Source organism: Mycobacterium sp. NPDC003323, assembly GCF_053589535.1.
In genome coordinates, this window is sequence record NZ_JBSFSB010000002.1 from 329,518 (window position 1) to 351,217 (window position 21,700).

At 68.5% G+C, this 21,700-nt stretch carries 20 protein-coding genes; 13 read left to right on the plus strand and 7 right to left on the minus strand.

The genetic code is table 11. From position 1 onward, the window contains the following. The first annotated feature begins 65 nt into the window (after positions 1-65). The 7 genes from glmU (at position 66) to pth (ending at position 5,817) form a co-directional block, all read left to right on the plus strand. Positions 66-1,445, plus strand: a complete 1,380-nt coding sequence (gene glmU, locus ACWDUN_RS08340) for a bifunctional UDP-N-acetylglucosamine diphosphorylase/glucosamine-1-phosphate N-acetyltransferase GlmU (protein ID WP_449927785.1) — start codon at positions 66-68, stop codon at positions 1,443-1,445. A 107-nt stretch (positions 1,446-1,552) separates the two neighbouring features. Further along, positions 1,553-2,533, plus strand: a complete 981-nt coding sequence (locus tag ACWDUN_RS08345) for a ribose-phosphate diphosphokinase (RefSeq protein WP_449927177.1) — start codon at positions 1,553-1,555, stop codon at positions 2,531-2,533. Then, positions 2,534-2,872: an arsenate reductase (glutaredoxin) gene (gene arsC, locus ACWDUN_RS08350; protein ID WP_449927180.1), complete on the plus strand. Its 339-nt coding sequence runs from the start codon at positions 2,534-2,536 to the stop codon at positions 2,870-2,872. Then, positions 2,869-3,540, plus strand: a complete 672-nt coding sequence (locus ACWDUN_RS08355) for an LpqN/LpqT family lipoprotein (protein ID WP_449927183.1) — start codon at positions 2,869-2,871, stop codon at positions 3,538-3,540. The genes arsC and ACWDUN_RS08355 overlap by 4 nt, the downstream gene beginning before the upstream one ends. 30 nt (positions 3,541-3,570) lie before the next feature. Further along, the gene (locus ACWDUN_RS08360; protein WP_449927186.1) at positions 3,571-4,437 is read left to right on the plus strand and encodes an oxidoreductase; all 867 of its coding nucleotides are present in this window, start codon (positions 3,571-3,573) and stop codon (positions 4,435-4,437) included. Positions 4,438-4,569: 132 nt separating this feature from the next. Continuing rightward, on the plus strand, positions 4,570-5,235 hold the full coding sequence (locus ACWDUN_RS08365; RefSeq protein ID WP_449927189.1) for a 50S ribosomal protein L25/general stress protein Ctc: 666 nt from the start codon (positions 4,570-4,572) through the stop codon (positions 5,233-5,235). 6 nt (positions 5,236-5,241) lie between these two features. Further along, entirely contained in the window at positions 5,242-5,817 is a 576-nt protein-coding gene (gene pth / locus ACWDUN_RS08370; RefSeq protein ID WP_449927192.1) for an aminoacyl-tRNA hydrolase, read from the plus strand. 59 nt (positions 5,818-5,876) lie between these two features. On the opposite strand, the gene ACWDUN_RS08375 is transcribed toward pth, so the two are convergent. The 6 genes from ACWDUN_RS08375 to ACWDUN_RS08400 form a co-directional block, all read right to left on the minus strand. After that, on the minus strand, positions 5,877-6,539 hold the full coding sequence (locus ACWDUN_RS08375) for a DUF998 domain-containing protein (protein WP_449927195.1): 663 nt from the start codon (positions 6,537-6,539) through the stop codon (positions 5,877-5,879). A gap of 97 nt (positions 6,540-6,636) precedes the next feature. Beyond that, positions 6,637-8,274, minus strand: a complete 1,638-nt coding sequence (locus tag ACWDUN_RS08380; protein WP_449927198.1) for a fatty acyl-AMP ligase — start codon at positions 8,272-8,274, stop codon at positions 6,637-6,639. A gap of 277 nt (positions 8,275-8,551) precedes the next feature. Beyond that, on the minus strand, positions 8,552-9,514 hold the full coding sequence (locus tag ACWDUN_RS08385) for a 4-(cytidine 5'-diphospho)-2-C-methyl-D-erythritol kinase (RefSeq protein ID WP_449927201.1): 963 nt from the start codon (positions 9,512-9,514) through the stop codon (positions 8,552-8,554). A gap of 184 nt (positions 9,515-9,698) precedes the next feature. Continuing rightward, a complete protein-coding gene (gene rsmA, locus ACWDUN_RS08390; protein ID WP_449927203.1) occupies positions 9,699-10,640 on the minus strand; it encodes a 16S rRNA (adenine(1518)-N(6)/adenine(1519)-N(6))-dimethyltransferase RsmA in 942 nt (313 codons plus the stop codon). Continuing rightward, positions 10,637-11,764, minus strand: coding sequence for a transglycosylase family protein (locus ACWDUN_RS08395; RefSeq protein ID WP_449927207.1), 1,128 nt, complete (start codon positions 11,762-11,764; stop codon positions 10,637-10,639). The genes rsmA and ACWDUN_RS08395 overlap by 4 nt, the downstream gene beginning before the upstream one ends. A gap of 116 nt (positions 11,765-11,880) precedes the next feature. Continuing rightward, positions 11,881-12,717: a TatD family hydrolase gene (locus ACWDUN_RS08400; protein ID WP_449927210.1), complete on the minus strand. Its 837-nt coding sequence runs from the start codon at positions 12,715-12,717 to the stop codon at positions 11,881-11,883. A gap of 91 nt (positions 12,718-12,808) precedes the next feature. Here ACWDUN_RS08400 and metG point away from each other — a divergent pair, with 91 nt between their 5' ends. The 5 genes from metG (at position 12,809) to ACWDUN_RS08425 (ending at position 19,096) form a co-directional block, all read left to right on the plus strand. Beyond that, a complete protein-coding gene (metG, locus tag ACWDUN_RS08405) occupies positions 12,809-14,356 on the plus strand; it encodes a methionine--tRNA ligase (protein ID WP_449927213.1) in 1,548 nt (515 codons plus the stop codon). A 1-nt stretch (position 14,357) separates the two neighbouring features. Next, positions 14,358-15,707 (plus strand): NADP-specific glutamate dehydrogenase, encoded by a 1,350-nt coding sequence (gene gdhA, locus ACWDUN_RS08410; protein ID WP_449927216.1) that lies wholly within the window; start codon positions 14,358-14,360, stop codon positions 15,705-15,707. 89 nt (positions 15,708-15,796) lie between these two features. Beyond that, positions 15,797-16,945, plus strand: a complete 1,149-nt coding sequence (locus ACWDUN_RS08415; protein WP_449927219.1) for an NAD(P)/FAD-dependent oxidoreductase — start codon at positions 15,797-15,799, stop codon at positions 16,943-16,945. Then, on the plus strand, positions 16,942-17,832 hold the full coding sequence (locus tag ACWDUN_RS08420) for an RNA polymerase sigma-70 factor (RefSeq protein ID WP_449927222.1): 891 nt from the start codon (positions 16,942-16,944) through the stop codon (positions 17,830-17,832). Before ACWDUN_RS08415 ends, ACWDUN_RS08420 begins: the two co-directional genes overlap by 4 nt. Before the next feature lie 19 nt (positions 17,833-17,851). Continuing rightward, positions 17,852-19,096, plus strand: a complete 1,245-nt coding sequence (locus tag ACWDUN_RS08425) for an aminodeoxychorismate synthase component I (protein ID WP_449927225.1) — start codon at positions 17,852-17,854, stop codon at positions 19,094-19,096. A 35-nt stretch (positions 19,097-19,131) separates the two neighbouring features. On the opposite strand, the gene rsmI is transcribed toward ACWDUN_RS08425, so the two are convergent. Next, on the minus strand, positions 19,132-19,968 hold the full coding sequence (gene rsmI / locus ACWDUN_RS08430) for a 16S rRNA (cytidine(1402)-2'-O)-methyltransferase (protein WP_449927229.1): 837 nt from the start codon (positions 19,966-19,968) through the stop codon (positions 19,132-19,134). Between the two features lie 24 nt (positions 19,969-19,992). On the opposite strand from rsmI, the gene ACWDUN_RS08435 reads away from it, so the two are divergent. Continuing rightward, positions 19,993-21,531 (plus strand): dolichyl-phosphate-mannose--protein mannosyltransferase, encoded by a 1,539-nt coding sequence (locus ACWDUN_RS08435; protein WP_449927232.1) that lies wholly within the window; start codon positions 19,993-19,995, stop codon positions 21,529-21,531. Positions 21,532-21,700 lie beyond the last annotated feature (169 nt).

Here is a 21,700-nt window from a genome sequence, read left to right on the forward strand (position 1 = left end):
AGGAAGAAGACGTGTCCACCACCGAAACCGCCGTGATCATCCTGGCCGCGGGCGCGGGCACCCGGATGCGCTCGGCCATCCCGAAGGTGCTGCACCCCCTGGCTGGCCGCAGCATGCTGGCCCACACCCTGCACGCGGTGAACGCCGTGACGCCCCGGCACATCGTGGTGGTCGTCGGGCACGGTCGCGAGCAGGTCAGCGCCGAGGTGGCCCGGGTCAACGACGCCGCCATCGCCGTCGTGCAGGAGGAACAGCTGGGCACCGGTCATGCGGTCGGCGTCGGGCTCGCCGGGCTGCCCGGCGACTTCGCCGGCACCGTCATCGTCACCACCGCCGACGTCCCGTTGCTCGACGGACAGACGCTGGCCGGGCTGGCCGCCACCCACCGGGATGCCGGTGCCACCATCCTGACCACCACGCTGGACGACCCGACCGGCTACGGCCGCATCATCCGCGACGGCGACCATGCGGTGGCCGCGATCGTCGAACACGCCGACGCCGACGAGGCGCAGCGCGCGGTCGCCGAGATCAACTCCGGGGTGTACGCCTTCGACGCGGCCGCGCTGCGCTCGGCGCTGACCCGGTTGCGCACCGACAACGCCCAGGGCGAGCTGTATCTCACCGACGCCATCGCGCTGATCCGCGAGCAGGGTTTGGCGGTCCAGGCCGAACACGTCGCCGACACCGCACTGGTCTCCGGCGTCAACGACCGGGTGCAGCTTTCGGCGCTGGGCGCCGAACTGAACCGGCGCATCATCGAACGCCACCAGCGCGCCGGGGTCACCGTGACCGACCCGGCGACCACTTGGATCGACGTCGACGTCGAGATCGGCCCGGACACCGTCATCGCGCCGGGCACCCAGCTGCTCGGGCCCACCGCGATCGGCGCGAACTGCACCATCGGACCGGACACCACGCTGCGGGCCATGGAGGTCGGCGACGGGGCGACCGTCATCCGCACGCACGGCGAACTGTCGGTGATCGGCGTGGGCGCAACCGTCGGCCCGTTCACCTATCTGCGCCCGGGCACCACGCTGGGCGCCGACGGCAAGCTCGGCGCGTTCGTCGAGACCAAGAACTCGACCATCGGCGCAGGCACCAAGGTGCCGCATCTGACCTATGTCGGGGACGCCGATATCGGCGAGCACAGCAATATCGGCGCCTCCAGCGTCTTCGTCAACTACGACGGAGAGACCAAGCGGCGCACCACCATCGGCTCGCATGTGCGCACCGGTTCGGACACCATGTTCGTCGCGCCGGTGACCGTGGGCGACGGCGCCTACACCGGCGCAGGCACCGTCCTGCGCGACGATGTGCCGCCCGGCGCGCTGGCCGTCTCGGACAACACCCAACGCACCATCGAGGGATGGGTGCTGCGCAAGCGCCCAGCAAGTTCCTCGGCCGAGGCCGCCCGCAAGGCCGGGGCCACCGAACCGGATGCCTGATGTTGGCAATCTGGTAACCCGAGGACGCAGGCGGGTTACCGGCCCGTACGATTGCTCCGTATCGATCCCCGAACGGCTTGAGCCCAAGAACCGCGGAGGCGCAACAGATGAGCCACGACTGGACCGACAACCGCAAGAACCTGATGTTGTTCTCCGGTCGGGCCCACCCCGAATTGGCCGATCAGGTGGCCAAGGAACTCGACGTCCCGGTGACCGCGCAGACCGCGCGGGACTTCGCCAATGGCGAGATCTTCGTCCGCTTCGACGAGTCGGTGCGCGGTTGCGACGCCTTCGTACTGCAGTCCCATCCGGCCCCGCTCAACCAGTGGCTGATGGAACAGCTGATCATGATCGACGCGCTCAAGCGCGGTAGCGCCAAGCGGATCACCGCGATCCTGCCGTTCTACCCGTATGCCCGCCAGGACAAGAAGCACCGCGGCCGCGAACCGATCTCCGCGCGTCTGGTCGCCGATCTGCTCAAGACCGCCGGCGCCGACCGGATCGTCACCGTCGACCTGCACACCGACCAGATCCAGGGCTTCTTCGACGGCCCGGTGGATCACATGCGCGCCCAGAAGCTGCTCACCGGCTATATCGCGGAGAACTACGCCGACGCCGACAAGGTCGTCGTCTCCCCCGACTCGGGCCGCGTGCGGGTCGCCGAGAAGTGGGCCGATTCGCTGGGCGGCGTGCCGCTGGCCTTCATCCACAAGACCCGTGACCCGCTGGTGCCCAACCAGGTCAAGTCCAACCGCGTCGTGGGTGACGTCAAGGGCAAGACATGCATCCTCACCGACGACATGATCGACACCGGCGGCACCATCGCCGGTGCGGTGAACCTGCTGCGTCAGGACGGCGCCAAGGACGTCATCATCGCCGCGACCCACGGTGTGCTCTCGGACCCGGCCGCGCAGCGGTTGGCCGACTGCGGTGCCCGCGAGGTGATCGTCACCAACACCCTGCCGATCGGCGAGGAGAAGCGGTTCCCGGCGCTGACGGTGCTCTCCATCGCGCCGCTGCTGGCCAACACCATCCGGGCCGTGTTCGACAACGGGTCGGTGACCGGGCTGTTCGACGGATCCGCCTAAATGGCCCGCATTCTGCACAATCCGAAGTGCTCGACCTCGCGCAAGACGCTGGATCTGTTGCGCGAGAACGGGATCGAGCCCGAGATCGTGCAGTACCTGAAGACGCCGCCGTCGCGTGACGAGCTGGCCGCCATGATCGCCGCGGCCGGTATCGAGGTCCGCGCCGCGGTGCGCAAGCGTGAATCCCTTTACGGTGAGCTGAATCTGGCCGACGCCTCCGATGACGAACTGCTCGACGCTCTCGCGCAGCATCCGATCCTGATCGAGCGTCCCTTCGTCGTCACCGACAAGGGCACCCGGCTGGCCCGGCCGATCGAGAACGTCCGCGAAATCTTGTGAGAAGGGCGGTCGCGGTTGCCGCCCTGGCGGCGGCGGTACTGACCGGGTGCGGCGAGGCCACACCGGATTACCAGTCGCTGCTGGCCACCACCCCGACCCGGCCGACCACGGCGACCTCGGACACCACCGTCCCGCTGTCGGCGTATCTGGAAAGCGTTGGCGTGCAGGGGAAACCGGTGGCGCCGGAGAAGCTGACCGATCTGCGCGTGACGGTGCCGCGGCCCGAGGGCTGGCAGGACTACACCAACACCAATCTGGCGCCGGGCACCCGGGTGATCGCCGAGGGCGAGACCTACCCGATGGCGATGCTGATGGTGTTCACCCTCGACGGCGACTTCGACGTCGCCGAGGCGCTCAAGCACGCCGACGTCGACGCCGAGGTATCCCCGAACTTCAAGAAGCTCAACGGTTCCCGCGAGGATTTCAAGGGTTTCCCGTCCTCGATGATCGAGGGCACCTACGAGCTCAGCGGGCAGCGGATGCAGAGCTACAACCGGATCGTCTTCGCCACCGGCACGATGCCCGACAAGCCCGCTCCCGGTCAGCTCGAGCCGGTGGCGCAGAAGTACCTGGTGCAATTCACCGTCACGAGCTTCGCCGACGACGCCGCACAGCAGGGCCCTGATATCGAGAAGATCATCTCCGGGTTCGACGTCGCCGCCGTCTGAGGTACCCCGGCCACCGCTAGGGTGACAGCCATGACCTCATGGACCGCCTCCGACCTGCCGTCCTTCGCCGGGCGCACGGTGATCGTCACCGGCGCCAACAGCGGCCTGGGCCTGGTCACCGCGCGCGAACTGGCCCGCGTCGGCGCTGCCGTCACACTGGCCTGCCGCAACACCACCAAGGGTGAGGACGCCGCCGCGCAGATGTCCGGCGACGTGCGCGTGCGCGAACTCGACCTGCAGAGCCTGGACTCGGTGCGGGAGTTCGCCGCCGGCACCGACGCCGTCGACGTCCTGATCAACAATGCCGGGATCATGGCGGTGCCGTACGCGCAGACCGCCGACGGATTCGAGAGCCAGATCGGCACCAACCACCTCGGGCACTTCGCGCTGACGAACCTGCTGCTGCCCAAGATCACCGACCGGGTGGTGACGGTGTCGTCGATGATGCACCTGCTCGGCGTCATCAGCCTGAAGGATCTGAACTGGAGGGCGCGGCCCTACTCGGCGTGGCTGGCCTACGGACAGTCCAAGCTGGCCAACCTGCTGTTCACCACCGAGTTACAGCGCCAGTTGACCGCGGCCGGGTGGCCGGTGCGGGCGGTGGCCGCACACCCCGGCTACTCGGCGACCAATCTGCAGGGCAACACCGGCAACCCGACCGGGGACAAGATCTTCAAGGCCGCGAACAAGATGGCCACCGACGCCGACTTCGGGGCGCGGCAGACGCTGTACGCCGCGGCCGCCGACATCCCCGGCGACAGCTTCGTCGGCCCGCGGTTCGCGATGCGGGGTGCCACCGGGCAGAGCCCGCGCAGCCCGCTGGCCCGCAACACGGTGACGGCCGCGGCGCTGTGGGCGCTGTCCGCGCAGCTCACCGGTACCGAATTTCGGATCTGAGGTGCTCGTCGGCTACCCTTGCTGACGTCACGGCGAGGGTGGCTCTCCTCAAGAGCGGGAGGCCACCGTTATCGACGGGAACCCATTTCGTTGGACCCTGGCCGTGTGTGAACCGGCTACAGGAGAGACAACATGGCCAAGAACTCGGCCCCCAACAAGCTGACCGCCTCCGTGCGTGAGCGCACCGGCAAGGGCGCCTCGCGCCAGGCCCGCCGCGACGGCAAGGTCCCCACCGTGCTCTACGGTCACGGCACCGACCCGCAGCACCTCGAGCTCAACGCGCACGACTTCGCCGCCGTGCTGCGCCACTCGGGCACCAACGCGATCCTGACCCTGGACATCGACGGCACCGAGCAGCTCGCGCTGACCAAGGCGCTGGACATCCACCCGGTGCGTCGCACCATCCAGCACGTCGACCTGCTGGTCGTCAAGCGTGGCGAGAAGGTCCAGGTCGACGTGACCGTCCTCGTCGAGGGTGAGGCCGAGGCCGGCACCCTGGTCACCCAGGACGCCAACACCATCGCCGTCGAGGCCGACGTGCTGTCGATCCCCGAGCAGATCACCGTGTCGGTCGAGGGCGCCGAGGTCGGCACCCAGATCACCGCCGGTCAGCTCGAACTGCCCAAGGGCGTCACCCTGGTCGTCGATGCCGAGACCCTGGTGGTCAACGTTGTCGCCGCCCCGACCGCCGAGGACCTCGAGTCCGAAGGCGCCGGCGAGACCGACGAGGCCGCTTCGGCCGAGGAGCCCGCCGAGGGCGAGGGCGACGCGGAAGCCGAAACCGAAGCTTCCGAGTAACAGCCCGTGGCCGAGCCGCTGTTGGTGGTCGGCCTGGGCAACCCCGGGCCGCGTTACGCCACGACCCGGCACAATCTCGGGTTCATGGTGGCCGACATCCTGGCCGACCGGATCGGCGCAGGCTTCAAGGTGCACAAGAAGTCCGGTGCCGAGGTGACCACAGGTCGCCTCGGCACCCGGGCTGTCGTGTTGGCCAAACCACGCGTGTACATGAACGAATCCGGCCGACAGGTCGGGCCGTTGGCCAACTTCTATTCGGTGGACCCGGCCGATGTGGTGATCCTGCACGACGAACTCGATATCGACTTCGGTCGCATCCGGCTGAAGCTGGGCGGCGGCGAGGGCGGGCACAACGGTCTGCGCTCGGTCGCCGCGGCATTGGGCACCAAGAATTTTCAGCGGGTGCGCATCGGGGTGGGGCGCCCGCCGGGCCGCAAGGATCCCGCGGCGTACGTGCTGGAGCCGTTCAACTCCGTCGAGCGGCCCGAGGTCGGGGTGATCTGCGAGCAGGCCGCCGATGCCACCGAGCTATTGCTGGCGCAGGGTCTGGAGGCCGCGCAGAACACCGTGCACGCCTGGTAGCTCCCCCGGTTTCTCCCCTTCCCGGCGAGCGTGCGTGTCTGCGGCCCGACACACCGGTCTCAAAGGTGAGTTTGCGCACGCTCGGCGCCAACCTGCCCGCGTATCAACCAGATTCCCAACGCGATGACCGCAGCCACCTCGAAGGCGACGATCCCGCGTTCGACGATGCCGAGCGGGATGATGCGGTACCAGCGAAGGTCGGTCACCAAGCTGACGGCGATGGCGCCGAACAATACCGACAGCCAGGCGATGGATCCGTAGGCCAGCCAGATGGCGGGTCGTGCGCCGCGGTGCCGACGCGCGATGGCCAGCACCGCCGCCGGTAGCGACAGGAACGCCAGCAGGGTGGCCACCCGGTGGATGGAACCGCTTGTGCTGGGCCCGATCTCCCAGTTGTGCTTGGGGAAGGCCGCGACCCCGAGCAGGCCGACCACCCACAGCGACATCAGGATCGTGCCGGCCGACAGCGGTTTCACCAGGCCGGCACTGATCAGCCCGATCAGCAGCAGGATCGAACCGGCAGCAAGCGCCAGCACGCCGGTGAGGAAGGCCCACCCGCCGGGGGTGTAGATGTACTCGGAGATGGTGGCCATCCGCAGGGTACGACCGGGCCGGTGCGACTCGCCGCCGAGCACCGCGTCCAGCGTCAGGATGGCGACGACGGAGATGGCGGCCCCCAGCACGCCGAACCAGCCGAGCAAGACGTGCGAAGACCGTTCCATCAGACCAGGATACGGATCACCGCCGTGCGCCGAGACCGACGAAATGGTGGGCCGCACTCGTACTTCTGGGCCCTTTTGTTCGTTTGGGCGAAAGGGGTCAGCCGGTGACGAGGGCGACCGAGTTGGCGCGGCGCAGCTTGCCCGACGGGGTCTTCGGGATGGTGCCCGGCCCCAGCACGACCACGTTGCGCGGGCGCACGTCGACCTCGGTCACCACCTCGTGGGCGACCTGGTGCTCGATGCGACGCACCTCGGCGGGATCCTGGTAGGCATTGGATTCCACTGCCACGGCGAAGGTTTCGCGGGAGTGCCCGGCGTCCAGGCGGACCGCGACGGCGCAGCCGGGGCGCACACCCTCGACGCGGCCGGCGGCGCGCTCGATATCGGTCGGGTAGATGTTGCGCCCGGCCATGATGATCACGTCCTTGACGCGACCACACACGACGACGTTGCCCTCCTCGGTGATGTAGCCGAGGTCGCCGGTGTCATACCAACCGTTCTCATCCTGGGTGGGCAGGAAGCCTGCCATGGTGATGTAGCCCGGGGTCACCGACTCGCCGCGCAGCTGGATGACGCCGACGCCACGGGTCGGCAGCACGGCGCCGTCCTCGTCGACGACGCGTGCGTCCAGGTCGCGCAGCAACGGGCCCAGCGAGGCCAGCCGGCGGGTGTTGCCCTTGCTCGACGGCACCGCGCGGCGCAGCGCGGCCAGCAGGTCGGCGTCGACCTCGTCGACGACCAGGCCGGCGTTGCACGGGGAGAACGACACCGCCAGGCAGGTCTCGGCCATGCCGTAGGCCGGCAGGATCGCCGAGGCCTTGAGGCCGAACGGCTTGCCGGCGTCGATCAGGTCCTCGACGTCGGCGGGCTCCACGGGCTCGGCGCCCGACAGCGCGAAGCGCAGCGTGGACAGGTCGAACTCGCCCGGCTTGGCCTGCCGGCGCAGCCGCTTGGCGAACAGCGCGTAGGCGAAGTTCGGGGCGGCGGTCATGGTGCCCTTGTACTTGTCGATCAGGCGCGCCCAGAGCAGGGTGTCGCGCAGGAAGTCCATCGGGGTGACCTTGACCAACTCGGCACCGAAGTACATCGGGATGGTCAGGAAGCCGACCATGCCCATGTCGTGGAAGCAGGGCAGCCAGCTGACCATGACGTCCTTGTCGACGTCGTACTCGGCGCCGATGAACATGGCCTCGGCGTTGGAGTGGATGTTGCGGTGGGTGATCTGGACCGCCTTCGGTGATCCAGTGGACCCGGACGTCAGCTGCATCAGCGCCAGGTCGTCCTCGCCGGTCTCGACGGGGTCGATCGGGTCGGCGGCCAGCAGGTCGGCCACCTTGAGGACCTTGATGCCCTTCTCCTCGAGCACCGGGATGGCGACGATGAAGGGTTCGGAGACGATGACGGCCTTGAGTTCGATCATGCCGATGACGGTCATGGTGTCCTCGGCCCACACCGCGAGGTCGGTGCGCGGGGTCGGCTGGTGCAGCATGGTCAGGCTGCCGCCGCGCATCCACACGCCCTGGGCGGTGGGCGCGATCTCGACCGGGAAACCGGCCAGCACACCGACGGAGTCACCGTGCCCGATACCGGCCGCGGCCAGGCCGCCGGCCACCCGGCGGGCGCGCTCGTGCACCTCGGCCCAGGTGTGGCGCACCGGCTCATAGGGTTCGCCGGTGACCATGCCCCGCGTGCTCTCCCTGGCACTGCGGTACATCTTGTCGGTAAAGCGGCTCACGGCAACCTCCTGGGTGTCTGGGGCCGGATCGACGACGACGTCGGCTCCAGGATCCTCGCGCGTTTCCCTATATTCCGCCTGCAGGTGCACTCTTCAGGAGAGGCGCGCACACACAATTGGGAAGCAGTTGTGTCTCAATTCGGTGGTCACCGGCCCTTTGCCCGCTGGCCAGTCTCCACCGAGCCCATCTTAAAGAACCCTTAAGTAACTGCCAAACCCTTGCGTCGATTGAGGCATGTGTCACACGAATCGCAGGTTTGGTTTTCGCGCCGGTCCGTCAGCGCACGGGCTCGGGCACCACCCGGGCGCCGGGCACCGGACCGCTGGCAACCCGCACCGTGCGGCACACCCCGGCCCCCGACAGCGCGGTGCCGACGTCGACGGCGTCGGGCGCCGACGCGCACAGGAAGGCACAGGTAGGGCCGGACCCGGAGACGATGCCGGCCAGCGCCCCGGCCTCGCGGCCGGCCCGCAGCGTGCGTCGCAGATCCGAACGCAGGCTCAGCGCCGCGGGTTGCAGGTCGTTGCCGAGCAGCGGTGCGAGCACATGCGGGTCGCCGGAGGCCAAGGCGGCCAGCACGGGTTCGGCGTCGTCCAATCGCGGCGGTCCGCCCCACTGCGGGTCCGACCGCAGCCGATCGATCTCACCGAACACCGCGGGCGTGGAGAGCCCGTCGTGGGCGAAGGCGAAGACCCAGTGGAAGGTGCTGCGGGCCAGCACGGTCGCCAGTTCCTCACCGCGACCGGTGCCCAGCGCCGTGCCGCCGTGCAGGGCGAACGGCACGTCGCTGCCCAGTTGCGCGGCCAGCGCGTGCAGATCGCGACGCGGCACACCCAACTCCCACAGCGTGTTGATGGCGACGAGCACGGCCGCGGCGTCAGCGCTGCCGCCGGCCATCCCGCCCGCGATGGGAATGGACTTGGTGATCGAGATCGCGACATCGGGGGCCCGACCGACATGTTCGGCCATCAATTCGGCGGCCCGCCAGGCCAGATTGCGGTCGTCGACCGGCAGCGACTCGGCACCTTCCCCGGACATCTCCAGCGACAACAGATCGGCGTTGCGCACGGTCACCTCGTCGAACAGCGACACGGCGTGGAACACCGTCGTCAGTTCGTGGTAGCCGTCTTCGCGGCAATCGCCGACAGCCAGATACAGGTTGACCTTGCCGGGCACCCGCACCGTGACCGAACCGGTGGGGACCCATTCGGTGGCGGCATCTCCGTCAGAAGCAGACACCGCACGACACTACCGCTGCGCCGCCCCGGTAGACACCGGCACCGACTAACCAAGTGGTGAGATACCCCTCGTCGATCCCGCCGCTATCACCGAGACTAATGTTTGCCAGCGTGATGTGTCAAGGATCACATTCGGGCGATCCTGACGCGCTTCACCCGCACAAGATCGATGTGTCGGAGCGTCGTCAGCTCTGAACGGAGTTAGCCGACGACGGCTCGGCCTGGACCACCGGGGCCGGCGACTCGACCGGTTCACGGGCCTCGGTGAACTCACCGGAGCGCTGCAGCAGCCGGACGAAATCGGCGGTGCTCAGCGTCTCGCCGCGACGGGCCGGGGCGATGCTGGCCGCGAGCAGACGCTCGGCGGACTCGTTACCGGAGCCGGCCCACTCGGCGAAGGCGTTGCGGGAGGTCTTGCGACGTTGCGCGAAGCCGATGTCGATCAGCTCGAAGACCTGCTCGCGGAAGGCCGCGTCGGTCGGCCACGGGGACGTCTCGTAGCGGTCGATGCGAACCAGACCCGAGTACACCCGCGGGATCGGCCAGAACACCGTCGGCGACACCATGCCGTACCGGCGCACCTCGCCGTAGAAGCGCACCTTGGCGCTCGGCACGCCGTAGTCCTTGCCGCCGGGCTCGGCGGCCAGCCGCTCGGCGACCTCGGCCTGCACCATGACCATGACGGTCTTGATGGACGGGAACTCGGCCAGCAGATGCAGCAGCGCGGGCACCGCGATGTTGTACGGGAGGTTCGCGACCAGCGCGGTGGGCTGCTCGTCGAGGTCACCGGCCTTCAGCGTGAGGATGTCGCGGTTGAGCACGGTCAACCGGCCGATCTCGCTGTGCGAGTGGTTGGCGATGGTCTTGGGCAGCTGCCGGGCCAGCACGGGATCGATCTCGACCGCGGTGACGCGGGCGCCGCGGTCCAGCAGCCCGAGGGTCAGCGACCCCAGACCCGGTCCGACCTCGACCACACAGTCCTGCCGGTGGATACCGGAGGCGGACACGATACGACGCACGGTGTTCGCGTCGTGGACGAAGTTCTGTCCGAACGCCTTCCTGGGCCGGAAGTCGATCTCCCGCGCCAGGTGCCTGATCTCGGTACGCCCGAGCAGTCGGATGGTCACCTTGACCCCAATCTCGCGCTACATGTCGGCCAGGCGCCCCAACCCTGACGCGCCCTCGTTACTTCAGCAATCGCGATCTGCTCTTCTCGAGTCGCCAGATCCGCCCGCTGAGCATACCTCAGACCGCCCTGACGCTCCCAGGTGTTTTGATCAAATTGAACACCGCCGAAATATCCGTTGCCGGTGTTGATGGCCCAATTACCTCCCGATTCGCATCGGGCGAGCGCGTCCCAGACGTGGCCGTTGGAGACCGGCGGCACCTCGGTACCCGGCTTCGTGCCGACTCTCAGCACAGCTCCGCGCGCCGGGTTCACGACGACATTGGCTACTGGCAACCTTCCGGTCTCCCGGCCGTTGACGCGCGCGACAGCAAAGGTCACGTCCTGCAGGCCCGGCGTGCCCGGATCCTCGACGATCTGACGGCTCTGATTCAGGGTCGGATCCTCGATGCGATTGCTGGTCGGGGGCAGCGGCACCTGCTGGGTGACCTTCTCGATGCGCACCCGGGTCACATCGATGTGCATACCGTCGACGACCGGCGCAGACGGCGCGGGAACCACGGTGTCACGTTGCTGCAGCGGCACCCCGGCGGCGTCGAGCAGGCCGGCGACGGTCGGGGCGGCCAGCCGCAGGGTGCTGACCTTGCCACCGTCGTTGAGGTGCACGGTCTTGGCGCTGACGACGGGCAATGACATCCCGGCCAACGGAACACGGCTACCGCGGGAGGCCGCCGCGGGTGCGGTGTCGGTCATCGACAGCTGCGCCAGCGCCTCCTGGACGGTTGCTGCGGTCGTCCACACCTCGGTGCTGTTCCGGCCGTCCATCGAGATCTGCAGAGGACGGCTGCGACGCAGCACGATGGTGTCGGCGTCGTGCACCTGGGCATCTGCGGCCGGATACAGGTCATCGCGGTCGCCGACGGTGAACCCGTTCTCCTCGACGACGTCGATGACCCGGGTCTTCATCGTCGCCACGGTCAGCGGCGACCCGTCCACGTTGAGCGTCACCGTCTTGTGCGAGGCCACCGCCACGCCGCCGGCAAACACCAAGGTGAGCAGCAGTGCGCCGACCAACACCCGCAGCGCGGTCGAGCGCGTTTCATGGATTCTGTTCAAGACGTTCACGAGCCTGGATCCCCGTACTGTTGAGTGCGGCACCTAGGGCGTCGAAGAGACCGTCCGCAATCGAATAACAGGACGGTAACGAAATTGGGTCTGAGGTGCCAACTCGCCGCGCTCCGTCAGTCGCTGTCGAGTCCATAGGTCCGCAGCGCGTTCGCGTAGGTGGCCTCGGCGACATCGGTCGCCGGGCGGTCCAGGATCTCGGCGAGCGCTCGCACGGTGTAGGGCAGGCAGTAGGACTCGTTCGGTGCGCCGCGGAACGGGTGTGGGGTGAGAAACGGCGCATCGGTCTCGACCAGCAGCAGCTCGGGCGGGATCACCGTGGCGGCCTCGCGCAGTGCGTGCGAGTTCTTGAAGCTCACCGTCCCCGACAGGCTCAGCAGCCAGCCGTTGCCGACGCAGGTGCGCGCCATCTGCGCATCCGAGGAGAAGCAGTGGAAGATCACCGTGTCCGGGGCGCCCTCGGCGGCCAGCACGTCGAGCACCTCGGCGTCACCGTCGCGGTTGTGGATCATCAGCGGTTTACCGGTGCGTTTGGCCAGGTCGATATGCCAGGCGAACGCCTCCCGCTGCGTGCCCGGGTCGGCACAGCCGTCCAGCTTTCCCGGCCAGTACATGTCGATGCCGGTCTCCCCCACCGCCACCACCCGCGGGTGGGCGGACAACGCCTCCAGCTCGGCCTTGGCCGCGTCATCGAGTGCGCCCGCGCGGGTCGGGTGCAGCGCCACGGCGGCGTAGACGCGCGGGTCCCAGTCGGCGGCCTGCGCGGCCCAGCGGGCGGCGTCCAGATCGTCGGCGATGGTGACGACGGCCCGCACGCCCACGGCCTCGGCGCGATCCAGGATGGCGGTGACGTCCTCGGCCGTTTGCGCACCGCAGGCGTCGAGGTGGGTGTGGGCGTCGATCAGCGGGGTCAGCGGCTCGGGCGCGGGCGGCTTCTCTCTCTTGGCGCTCAAGCGGTTGCCTCGCAGGCTCGGCTCCCGCGTGATGGTCCGATTGTTCGCTCGCAAGCTTCGCTCACGACACACACCCTAAGGTGAGAGCCAAATGAGCAAGCCTGCGTACTACATCACCACGGCCATCGCCTACCCCAACGGCGACCCCCACATCGGACACGCCTACGAGTACATCGCCACCGACGCCATCGCCCGGTTCAAGCGCCTCGACGGCTACGACGTGCGCTACCTCACCGGCACCGACGTGCACGGGCTCAAGATGGCCGAGACCGCCGCAAAACTCGGCATCACCGCCGCCGAGCTGGCCAAGCGCAACTCCGATGTGTTCGAGCGCATGCAGGAACGCCTCGGCGCCTCCTACGACCGGTTCATCCGCACCTCCGACGCCGATCACTACGAGGCGTCCAAGGAGATCTGGCGCGCCATGAATGCGGCCGGCGACATCTACCTGGGCAGCTATCAGGGCTGGTACTCGGTGCGCGATGAGCGCTTCTTCGCCGAGGACGAGACCGAGGAGCGCGACGGCGGCCGCTACGCCATCGAGACCGGCACCGAGGTCACCTGGACCGAGGAGCAGACCTACTTCTTCAAGCTGTCCGAGTACACCGACCGGTTGCTGGCCCACTACGAGGAGCATCCCGAGTTCATCGGGCCCGATGTGCGCCGCAACGAGATCGTCAGCTTCGTCTCCGGCGGGCTGCGCGACCTGTCGATCTCACGCACCACCTTCGACTGGGGTGTGCCGGTACCCGATCACCCCGACCACGTCATGTACGTCTGGGTGGACGCGCTGACCAATTACCTGACCGGCGTGGGCTTCCCGGACACCGCCGCCGAGGCGTTCGGCAAGTACTGGCCGGCCGATCTGCACATGATCGGCAAGGACATCATCCGGTTCCACACGGTGTACTGGCCGGCGTTTCTGATGTCGGCCGGAATCGAGCTGCCCCGAAGGGTTTTCGCGCACGGCTTCATCAACGTCAAGGGCGAGAAAATGAGCAAGTCGCTGGGCAACGTGGTCGACCCGCTGGTGCTGGTCGACGAGTTCGGGCTGGACCAGGTGCGCTATTTCTTCCTGCGCGAGGTGCCGTTCGGACAGGACGGCAGCTACAGCGAGGAGGCCATCATCGGGCGCATTAACGCCGATTTGGCCAACGAGCTGGGCAATCTGGCGCAGCGCTCGCTGTCGATGGTGAACAAGAACCTCGACGCCCAGGTGCCGACCCCGGGTGCATTCACACCGGCGGACAACGAACTGCTGGCGGCCGCCGACGCGCTGCTGGAGCGGGTCCGGCAGAACTTCGACGACCAGGCGATGCACCTCGCGCTGGACGCGATCTGGTCGGTGCTCGGCGCGGCCAACCGGTATTTCTCGGCCCAGGAACCGTGGGTGCTGCGCAAGACCGAGACCACCGAGGCGCAGGAACGGTTCGCCACCGTGCTGTACACGACGCTGGAGACCGTGCGCATCGCCGCGCTGCTGGCGCAGCCGGTGATGCCGACGGCGTGCGCCAAGCTGCTCGATCTGCTGGGCCAGCCGGCCGAGGCCCGCGCGTTCAGCGCCATCGCCACCCGGCTCACGCCGGGCACCGCACTGCCCAAACCCGAGGGTGTGTTCCCGAGATATCAGACGGAGTGAGATGACCGGCCTGCACGAGAAGCTGCATGACATCTATGACGAAGTGGCTCAACGCAATTCGGGTGAACACGAGTTCCACCAGGCGGTTTACGAGGTACTGACCAGCCTCGGCCCCGTCGTCGCCAAACATCCGGAGTACGCCGACAGCGCGGTGATCCGGCGGCTGTGCGAGCCCGAACGCCAGATCATCTTCCGGGTGCCCTGGATCGACGATTCCGGTGCAGTGCAGATCAACCGGGGCTTCCGGGTCGAGTTCAACTCCGCGCTCGGACCATACAAGGGCGGCCTACGCTTCCACCCGTCGGTCTACCTGGGCATCGTCAAATTCCTCGGCTTCGAACAGATCTTCAAGAACTCGCTGACCGGTCTGCCCATCGGTGGCGGCAAGGGCGGGTCGGATTTCGATCCGAAGGGCCGCTCCGACAACGAGATCATGCGGTTCTGCCAGTCCTTCATGACCGAGCTCTACCGGCACATCGGTGAGCACACCGACGTCCCGGCCGGTGATATCGGCGTCGGGTCGCGCGAGATCGGCTTCCTGTTCGGCCAGTACAAGCGCATCACCAATCGCTGGGAGGCCGGGGTCCTCACCGGCAAGGGCTTGACGTGGGGCGGCTCGCAGGTGCGCACCGAGGCCACCGGATACGGCACGGTCTTCTTCGTCGACGAGATCCTGCGGGCCAACGCCGACTCGTTCGACGGCAAGCGGGTCGTGGTGTCCGGGTCGGGCAACGTCGCCATCTACGCCATCGAGAAGGTGCAGGCACGTGGCGGCACCGTGGTGGCCTGCTCGGATTCCGGCGGCTACGTCGTCGACGAGAAGGGCATCGACCTCGCGCTGATCAAGGAGATCAAGGAGGTCCGCCGGGGCCGCATCAGCGAGTACGTCGACGCCCGCGGCGGGGTCGCCCAGTTCGTCGCGGGCCGCGGCATCTGGGAGGTGCCCTGCGATATCGCGCTGCCCTGCGCCACCCAGAACGAACTGTCCGGACGCGACGCCACCGCGCTCATCGAATCCGGGTGCCGCATCGTCGCCGAGGGCGCCAACATGCCGTGCACGCCCGATGCGGTGCGGCTGTTCGGGGAAGCCGGGGTGATCTTCGCGCCCGGTAAGGCCGCCAACGCCGGTGGTGTGGCGACCAGCGCGCTGGAGATGCAGCAGAACGCCTCCCGCGACTCCTGGACCTTCGAGGAGACCGAGGCCAGGCTGGCCGGGATCATGGGGCGCATCCACGATGTCTGTCTGACCACGGCCGAGGACTACGGCCAGCCGGGCAACTACGCCGCCGGCGCCAATATCGCCGGGTTCATCCGGGTGGCCGACGCGATGTTGGCGCTGGGCTTGATCTAGTGATCTGAGCCACACTTGTGGCGGCGATGTCACACTGCGCGGCGCGCCGGTGTCTTGAGGGCACAACCCTCGTCAGACAGGAGAGCACCGTGAGTGATCACAAAACCCACGTCGTCGTCATCGGTGGCGGATATGCCGGTGTGCTGGCCGCCAACCATCTGTTGCAGCGCGATGACGTCGACATCACGCTGATCAATGCCCGGCCGCAGTTCGTCGAACGGATCCGGCTGCACCAGCTGGCGGCGGGCAACGACGACGCCGTCGCCGACTACGCCGACCTGCTCGGTGAGCGGGTGCGGCTGGTGGTCGAGCGTGCCGAGTGCATCGACACCGACGGACGCCGAGTGCATCTGGCCTCCGGCGCCGCGCTGGACTACGACTACCTGATCTACGCCGTCGGCAGCACCGGTGGCACCGCGCCCCGATCCGCCTACCGCCTCGGCGAACTGGAGGATGCGCAACGGCTGGCGGCGCGATTGCAGGACGTGGCGACCTCGGCGCCCGTCGTGGTCGTCGGCGGCGGGCTCACCGGCATCGAGGCCGCCTCGGAGTTCGCCGAATCAGGTCGCCCGGTGACCTTGGTGACCGGTCCGGTGCTGGGCCCCTCGCTGAGCGTGCCGGGCCGCCGATCGGTGGCCAAGCAACTCACCAAGCTCGGCGTGACGGTGATCGAGGGACCGACCGTCACCGCCGTCAGCGACCACGATGTCACGCTGTCCGACGGACGCACCGTGGCCGCCGCGGCGACGGTATGGACGGCCGGTTTCGGCGTGCCCGCGCTGGCCGCGGCCAGCGGTCTGCGCACCGACGAGCTGGGCCGGCTGCTCACCGATGAGACGCTGACCAGCATCGACGACGACCGGGTGTTCGCCGCCGGGGACGCGGCCGCGCCCTCGGGGGTGCCGCTGCGGATGAGCTGCCAGGCCGCGCTGCCGCTGGGCGCCCAGGCCGCCAACACCGTGCTGGCCCGCATCGCGGGCACCGCCGCCGCACCGATCAATCAGGCCTTCACCGGCCAGTGCATCAGCGTCGGCCGCACCGGTGGCACGATCCAGATCGCCCGCACCGACGACACCCCGATCCGGGTGTACATCGGCGGCCGCACGGCGGCACTGATCAAGGAGCAGGTCTGCAGGGGCACGTTGTCGTTTCTGCGCAAGGAGGCCCGCAAGCCCGGCGCCTACTTCTGGCTCAAGGGCGGCAAGCGCGCGCAGAAGCTCGAGACGGCTCGCGCATGACGGCCAGCGAGCACGCCGAACGGTTCACCGCGCTGCGGCCACTGCTGTTCACCATCGCTTACGAAATCCTGGGCTCGGCAACAGAATCCGATGACGTGCTGCAGGAAAGCTATTTGCGCTGGGCCGAGGTGGACCTGGATACGGTGCGTGACACCAAGTCCTATCTGGCCCAGCTGGTGACCCGGCAGTCGCTCAACGCGCTACGGGCGCAGGCCCGTCGGCGCGAGGAGTATGTCGGGCCGTGGCTTCCTGAACCGCTACTGGTCGAATCCGGAGATGCGGCAAGCGATCTGGTGCTGGCCGAGTCGGTGTCGATGGCGATGATGGTGGTTTTGGAGACGCTGTCCCCGGACGAGCGCGCGGTCTTCGTGCTGCGTGAGGTCTTCGGCTTCGGCCACGACGAGATCGCCGCCGCGGTGGGTAAGTCGACGGCCGCGGTGCGCCAGTTGGCGCACCGCGCACGCGAACACGTGCACGCCCGGCGCAAACGTTACGAGCCGGTCGACCTGACCGCCAGCGAGCAGCTGACCACCCAGTTCCTGATCTCGGCCGCCACCGGTGATGTCGCCGGGCTGGTCGAATTGCTGGCGCCCGACGTGGTGTGGACCGCCGACAGCGCGGGCAAGGTCAGCGCCGCCCGGCGACCGGTGCACGGTGCCGACCGGGTCGCGCGGCTCATCATCGGCCTGTTCCGGATGTCCGGTGATGCCGGCCGCGTCGAGTTCACCACCTACAATAACGCCCCGGCGCTCAACCTGTACCTGGGCGAGCGCTTCGAGGGCGTCATCACCGTCGAGTTCACCGAGGGTCGGATCTCGCACTTCTACGCGATGCGCAACCCGGACAAGCTGACCACCGCCGCCATCCCGCGCGCGATCGGCCGCTGACTTCTGCAAAGCTGGGCCGGTGCGTATCGACCCGCTCGGCTCACTGGGCGACGCCCCCGGGGTGTTGCGCTGGGTTGCCGACGCCGCGGCCCGGCACGGCCTGGCACCACCGGCGGCGCTGATCGGCGACTGGTTCGGTTCCCGGGCGGTGATCGCTCCCTCACTGGCCGCCGACCCCGTCGGCGCCGACGAGGTCTTCCCGGCGACACCGGGATCGGCGGCCGCCGTCGGCGGCGGCTGGTTCGGGTACCTGTCCTACCCGGACGGTCCCGACCCTGCCCGCATCCCACCGGCCGCGGGCGGCTGGTCCGACACGGTGTTGCGCCAGGACACCGACGGCCTGTGGTGGCATGAAAGCCTCACCGGCGCAGCACTTCCCGACTGGCTGGCCGGATTGTCGGCCGCGAGCGCGCGCGCGTACTCGATGACCTGGACCGCACCGGATCGCGACCGGCATCTCGCGGCGGTGGCGTCCTGCCTGGAGGCGATCGCCGCCGGGGAGGTGTACCAGGCCTGCGTGTGCACCCGGTTCTGCGGCCGGCTCACCGGCGACCCGCTGGACTTCTTCATCGACGCGGTGAGCCGCACGGCGCCGGCGCGGGCGGCCTATGTGGCCGGCGGCTGGGGCGCGGTGGTCTCCCTGTCACCGGAGTTGTTCCTGCGCCGCAGCGGCGAGGCGACATTTTCCAGTCCCATCAAAGGCACGCTGCCGCTTGATGAATCACCGGCGCTGTTGCGCGCCTCGGTCAAGGATGTCGCCGAGAACATCATGATCGTCGACCTGGTGCGCAACGATCTGGGCCGATTGGCCGTCACCGGATCGGTCACGGTGCCCGAACTGCTGACCGTGCACCAGGCGCCCGGAGTGTGGCACCTGGTCTCGACGGTGCAGGCCCGCATCCCGGTCGAGGTGCCGATGTCGGCATTGTTGGCGGCCACCTTCCCGCCGGCGTCGGTGACCGGGACACCGAAGGGACGCGCCCGCGAACTACTGGGCTCCTGGGAGCAGCACCGACGCGGAATCTATTGCGGCACAGTTGGTTTGGCGTCGCCGTCCGCCGGCACCGAGCTCAACGTGGCGATCCGCACCGTCGAGTTCGACGCGCACGGCGATGCGGTGCTCGGCGTCGGCGGCGGGATCACCGCCGATTCCGATCCGGCCGCGGAGTGGCAGGAGTGCCTACACAAGGCGGCTTCGATCGTCGGACTGGGCCGGGACGGTTCCTACGGCCGCCCTGTGGACATGATGCCCGGCGCAACCTAGGTCGAGGACGACACCACGGTCGCCGCCTGCCCGACTCAGTCGCGCGACCGCAGCACCGCGTCGTAGAGCTCACGCTTGGACGGTGCGCCGGGATTCGCCTCGACCACCCGGGCGCACGCATCCTTGATCCGCATGCCGTCCTCGACGAGGTCGGTCACCTGCGCCACCAGGGTGTCCAGATCGGCCCTCGGGGTGGCGCCGGCCAGCACCACGGTGATCTCCCCCAGCACGCCGCCGGCCGCCCAGTCGGCGAGCTCGGCCAGCGTCCCGCGCCGAACCTCCTCGTGGGTCTTGGTCAGCTCCCGGCACACCACGGCCCGCCGGTCACCGCCGAGCGTTTCGACGGCGTCGGTCAGGGTGTCGGCCAGCCGGCGCGGTGATTCGAAGAACACACAGGTGCGTGCCTCGGCGGCCAGTCCGGCCAGCCAACCGCGGCGCGCGGTCTGTTTGCGTGGGGCGAATCCCTCGAAGCAGAACCGGTCGGCGGGCAGTCCGGACACCGCCAGCGCCGTCGTCACCGCCGACGGGCCCGGCAGACAGCTGACCGTCAGCCCGGCCTGCACGCAGGCCGTCACCAGGCGGTAGCCCGGGTCGTTGATCAGCGGCATGCCGGCGTCGCTGATCAACAGCACCGTGGCGCCGCCGGCGATCTCATCGACCAGTGCGGGCACCCGCGTCGCCTCGTTCTGGTCGAACAGACTGAGCACCCGCCCCGTCGGCGCCACCTCCAACGCGGCGGCCAGCGCACGGGCCCGGCGGGTGTCCTCGGCGGCGATCACATCGGCGGTCCGCAGCGCCCGGATCAGCCGGGCCGAGGCGTCACCGGGCTGCCCCAACGGAGTGGCACCCAGGAGCAATCGGCCTTCTGACACACACAAAGCCTACGATCGTCGATGATGACCGCTCCTGACACCGTGCAATCGGAGCGCGCCGCACCCGTGATCAGTCCCGGACCGCTCGTCCCGGCACCGGACTTCGGGCCCGTCGACCGGCTGCAGGGCTGGGTGATGACGGCCATCATCGGAGCGCTGGCCGCGCTGACCCGCTTCCTCAACCTGGGCTCGCCGACCGATGGCGGCACCCCGATCTTCGACGAGAAGCACTACGCGCCGCAGGCCTGGCAGATGCTGCACAACAACGGCATCGAGGACAACCCCGGCTACGGCCTGGTGGTGCACCCGCCGCTGTCCAAGATGCTGATGGGCATCGGCGAGTGGATCTTCGGTTACAACGGCCTGGGCTGGCGGTTCAGCGGCGCGGTGTGCGGCGTCATCATCGTGATCCTGGTCGCCCGCATCGTCCGCCGGATGACCCGCTCGACGCTGATCGGGGCGATCGCCGGGCTGCTGATCATCGCCGATGGCGTCAGCTTCGTCTCGGCCCGCACCGCGCTGCTGGACGTGTATCTGGTGGTGTTCGTGGTCGCGGCGTTCGGCGCGCTGATCGTCGACCGCGACCAGGTGCGTGAGCGCATGCACGTGGCCCTGCTGGAGGGGCGGATCGATGAGACCCCGTGGGGTCCGCGACTCGGGGTGCGCTGGTGGCGGTTCGGCGCCGGGGTGCTGCTGGGTCTGGCCTGCGCGACCAAGTGGTCGGGGCTGTATTTCATCGCCTTCTTCGGGGTGATGACGCTGGCCTTCGACATCGCCGCGCGCCGTCAGTACCGGGTGCCCCGGCCGTGGCTGGGTGGGCTGCGCCGCGATGCGGCCCCATCGTTCTACGCGCTGGTGCTCATCCCGTTGGCCGTGTACTTGGGCTCCTATGCGCGCTGGTTCGCCTCCGAGACCGGCGTCTACCGGCACGAGGTGGGCCGGACCATCGGCGAGGGCGGTTTCCTGCCCGATGCCATCCGCTCGCTGTGGTACTACACCGCCTCGGTGTACCGCTTCCACTCCGGGCTGACCAACGCCGCGGGCAACCACCATCCGTGGGAGTCCAAGCCGTGGACGTGGCCGATGTCGCTGCGGCCGGTGCTCTACGCCATCGACCAGCAGAACGTGTCGGGCTGCGGGGCCGAGTCGTGCGTGAAGGCCGTGATGCTGGTCGGCACGCCGGCCATGTGGTTCATCGCGGTGCCGGTGCTGTTGTGGGCGTGCTGGCGCACCTTTGTGCGGCACGATTGGCGCTATGCCGCGGTGCTGGTCGGTTACGGCGCGGGCATCATCCCGTGGTTCTTCGCGATCGACCGGCAGATGTACTTCTTCTACGCCACCGCGATGGCGCCGTTCCTGGTGATGCTGATAGCGCTGATACTGGGCGACATCTTGTATCAACCGCGGCAGAACGCCGAACGAAGAACGCTGGGGTTGATCGCCGTGAGTTGCTATGTGGCGCTGGTGATCACGAACTTCGCGTGGCTGTACCCGATCATGACGGGGCTGCCGATCTCGCAGGCCACCTGGCATCTGCAGATCTGGCTACCCTCCTGGCGCTGACCTGATTTTCGCCCAAACGAACAAACGGGTGAAAAAGTGCGAGTAGATCTCGACATTTCGTCAGTCTCGGTGAGTGCAGTGGTGGTGCCGACGGGGTGCGAGCCCGTCGACGAGCGTGCGCATTCTCGGCTGCGAACCCGGCGTGTTGGGGTGCAGACACGCACGCTCG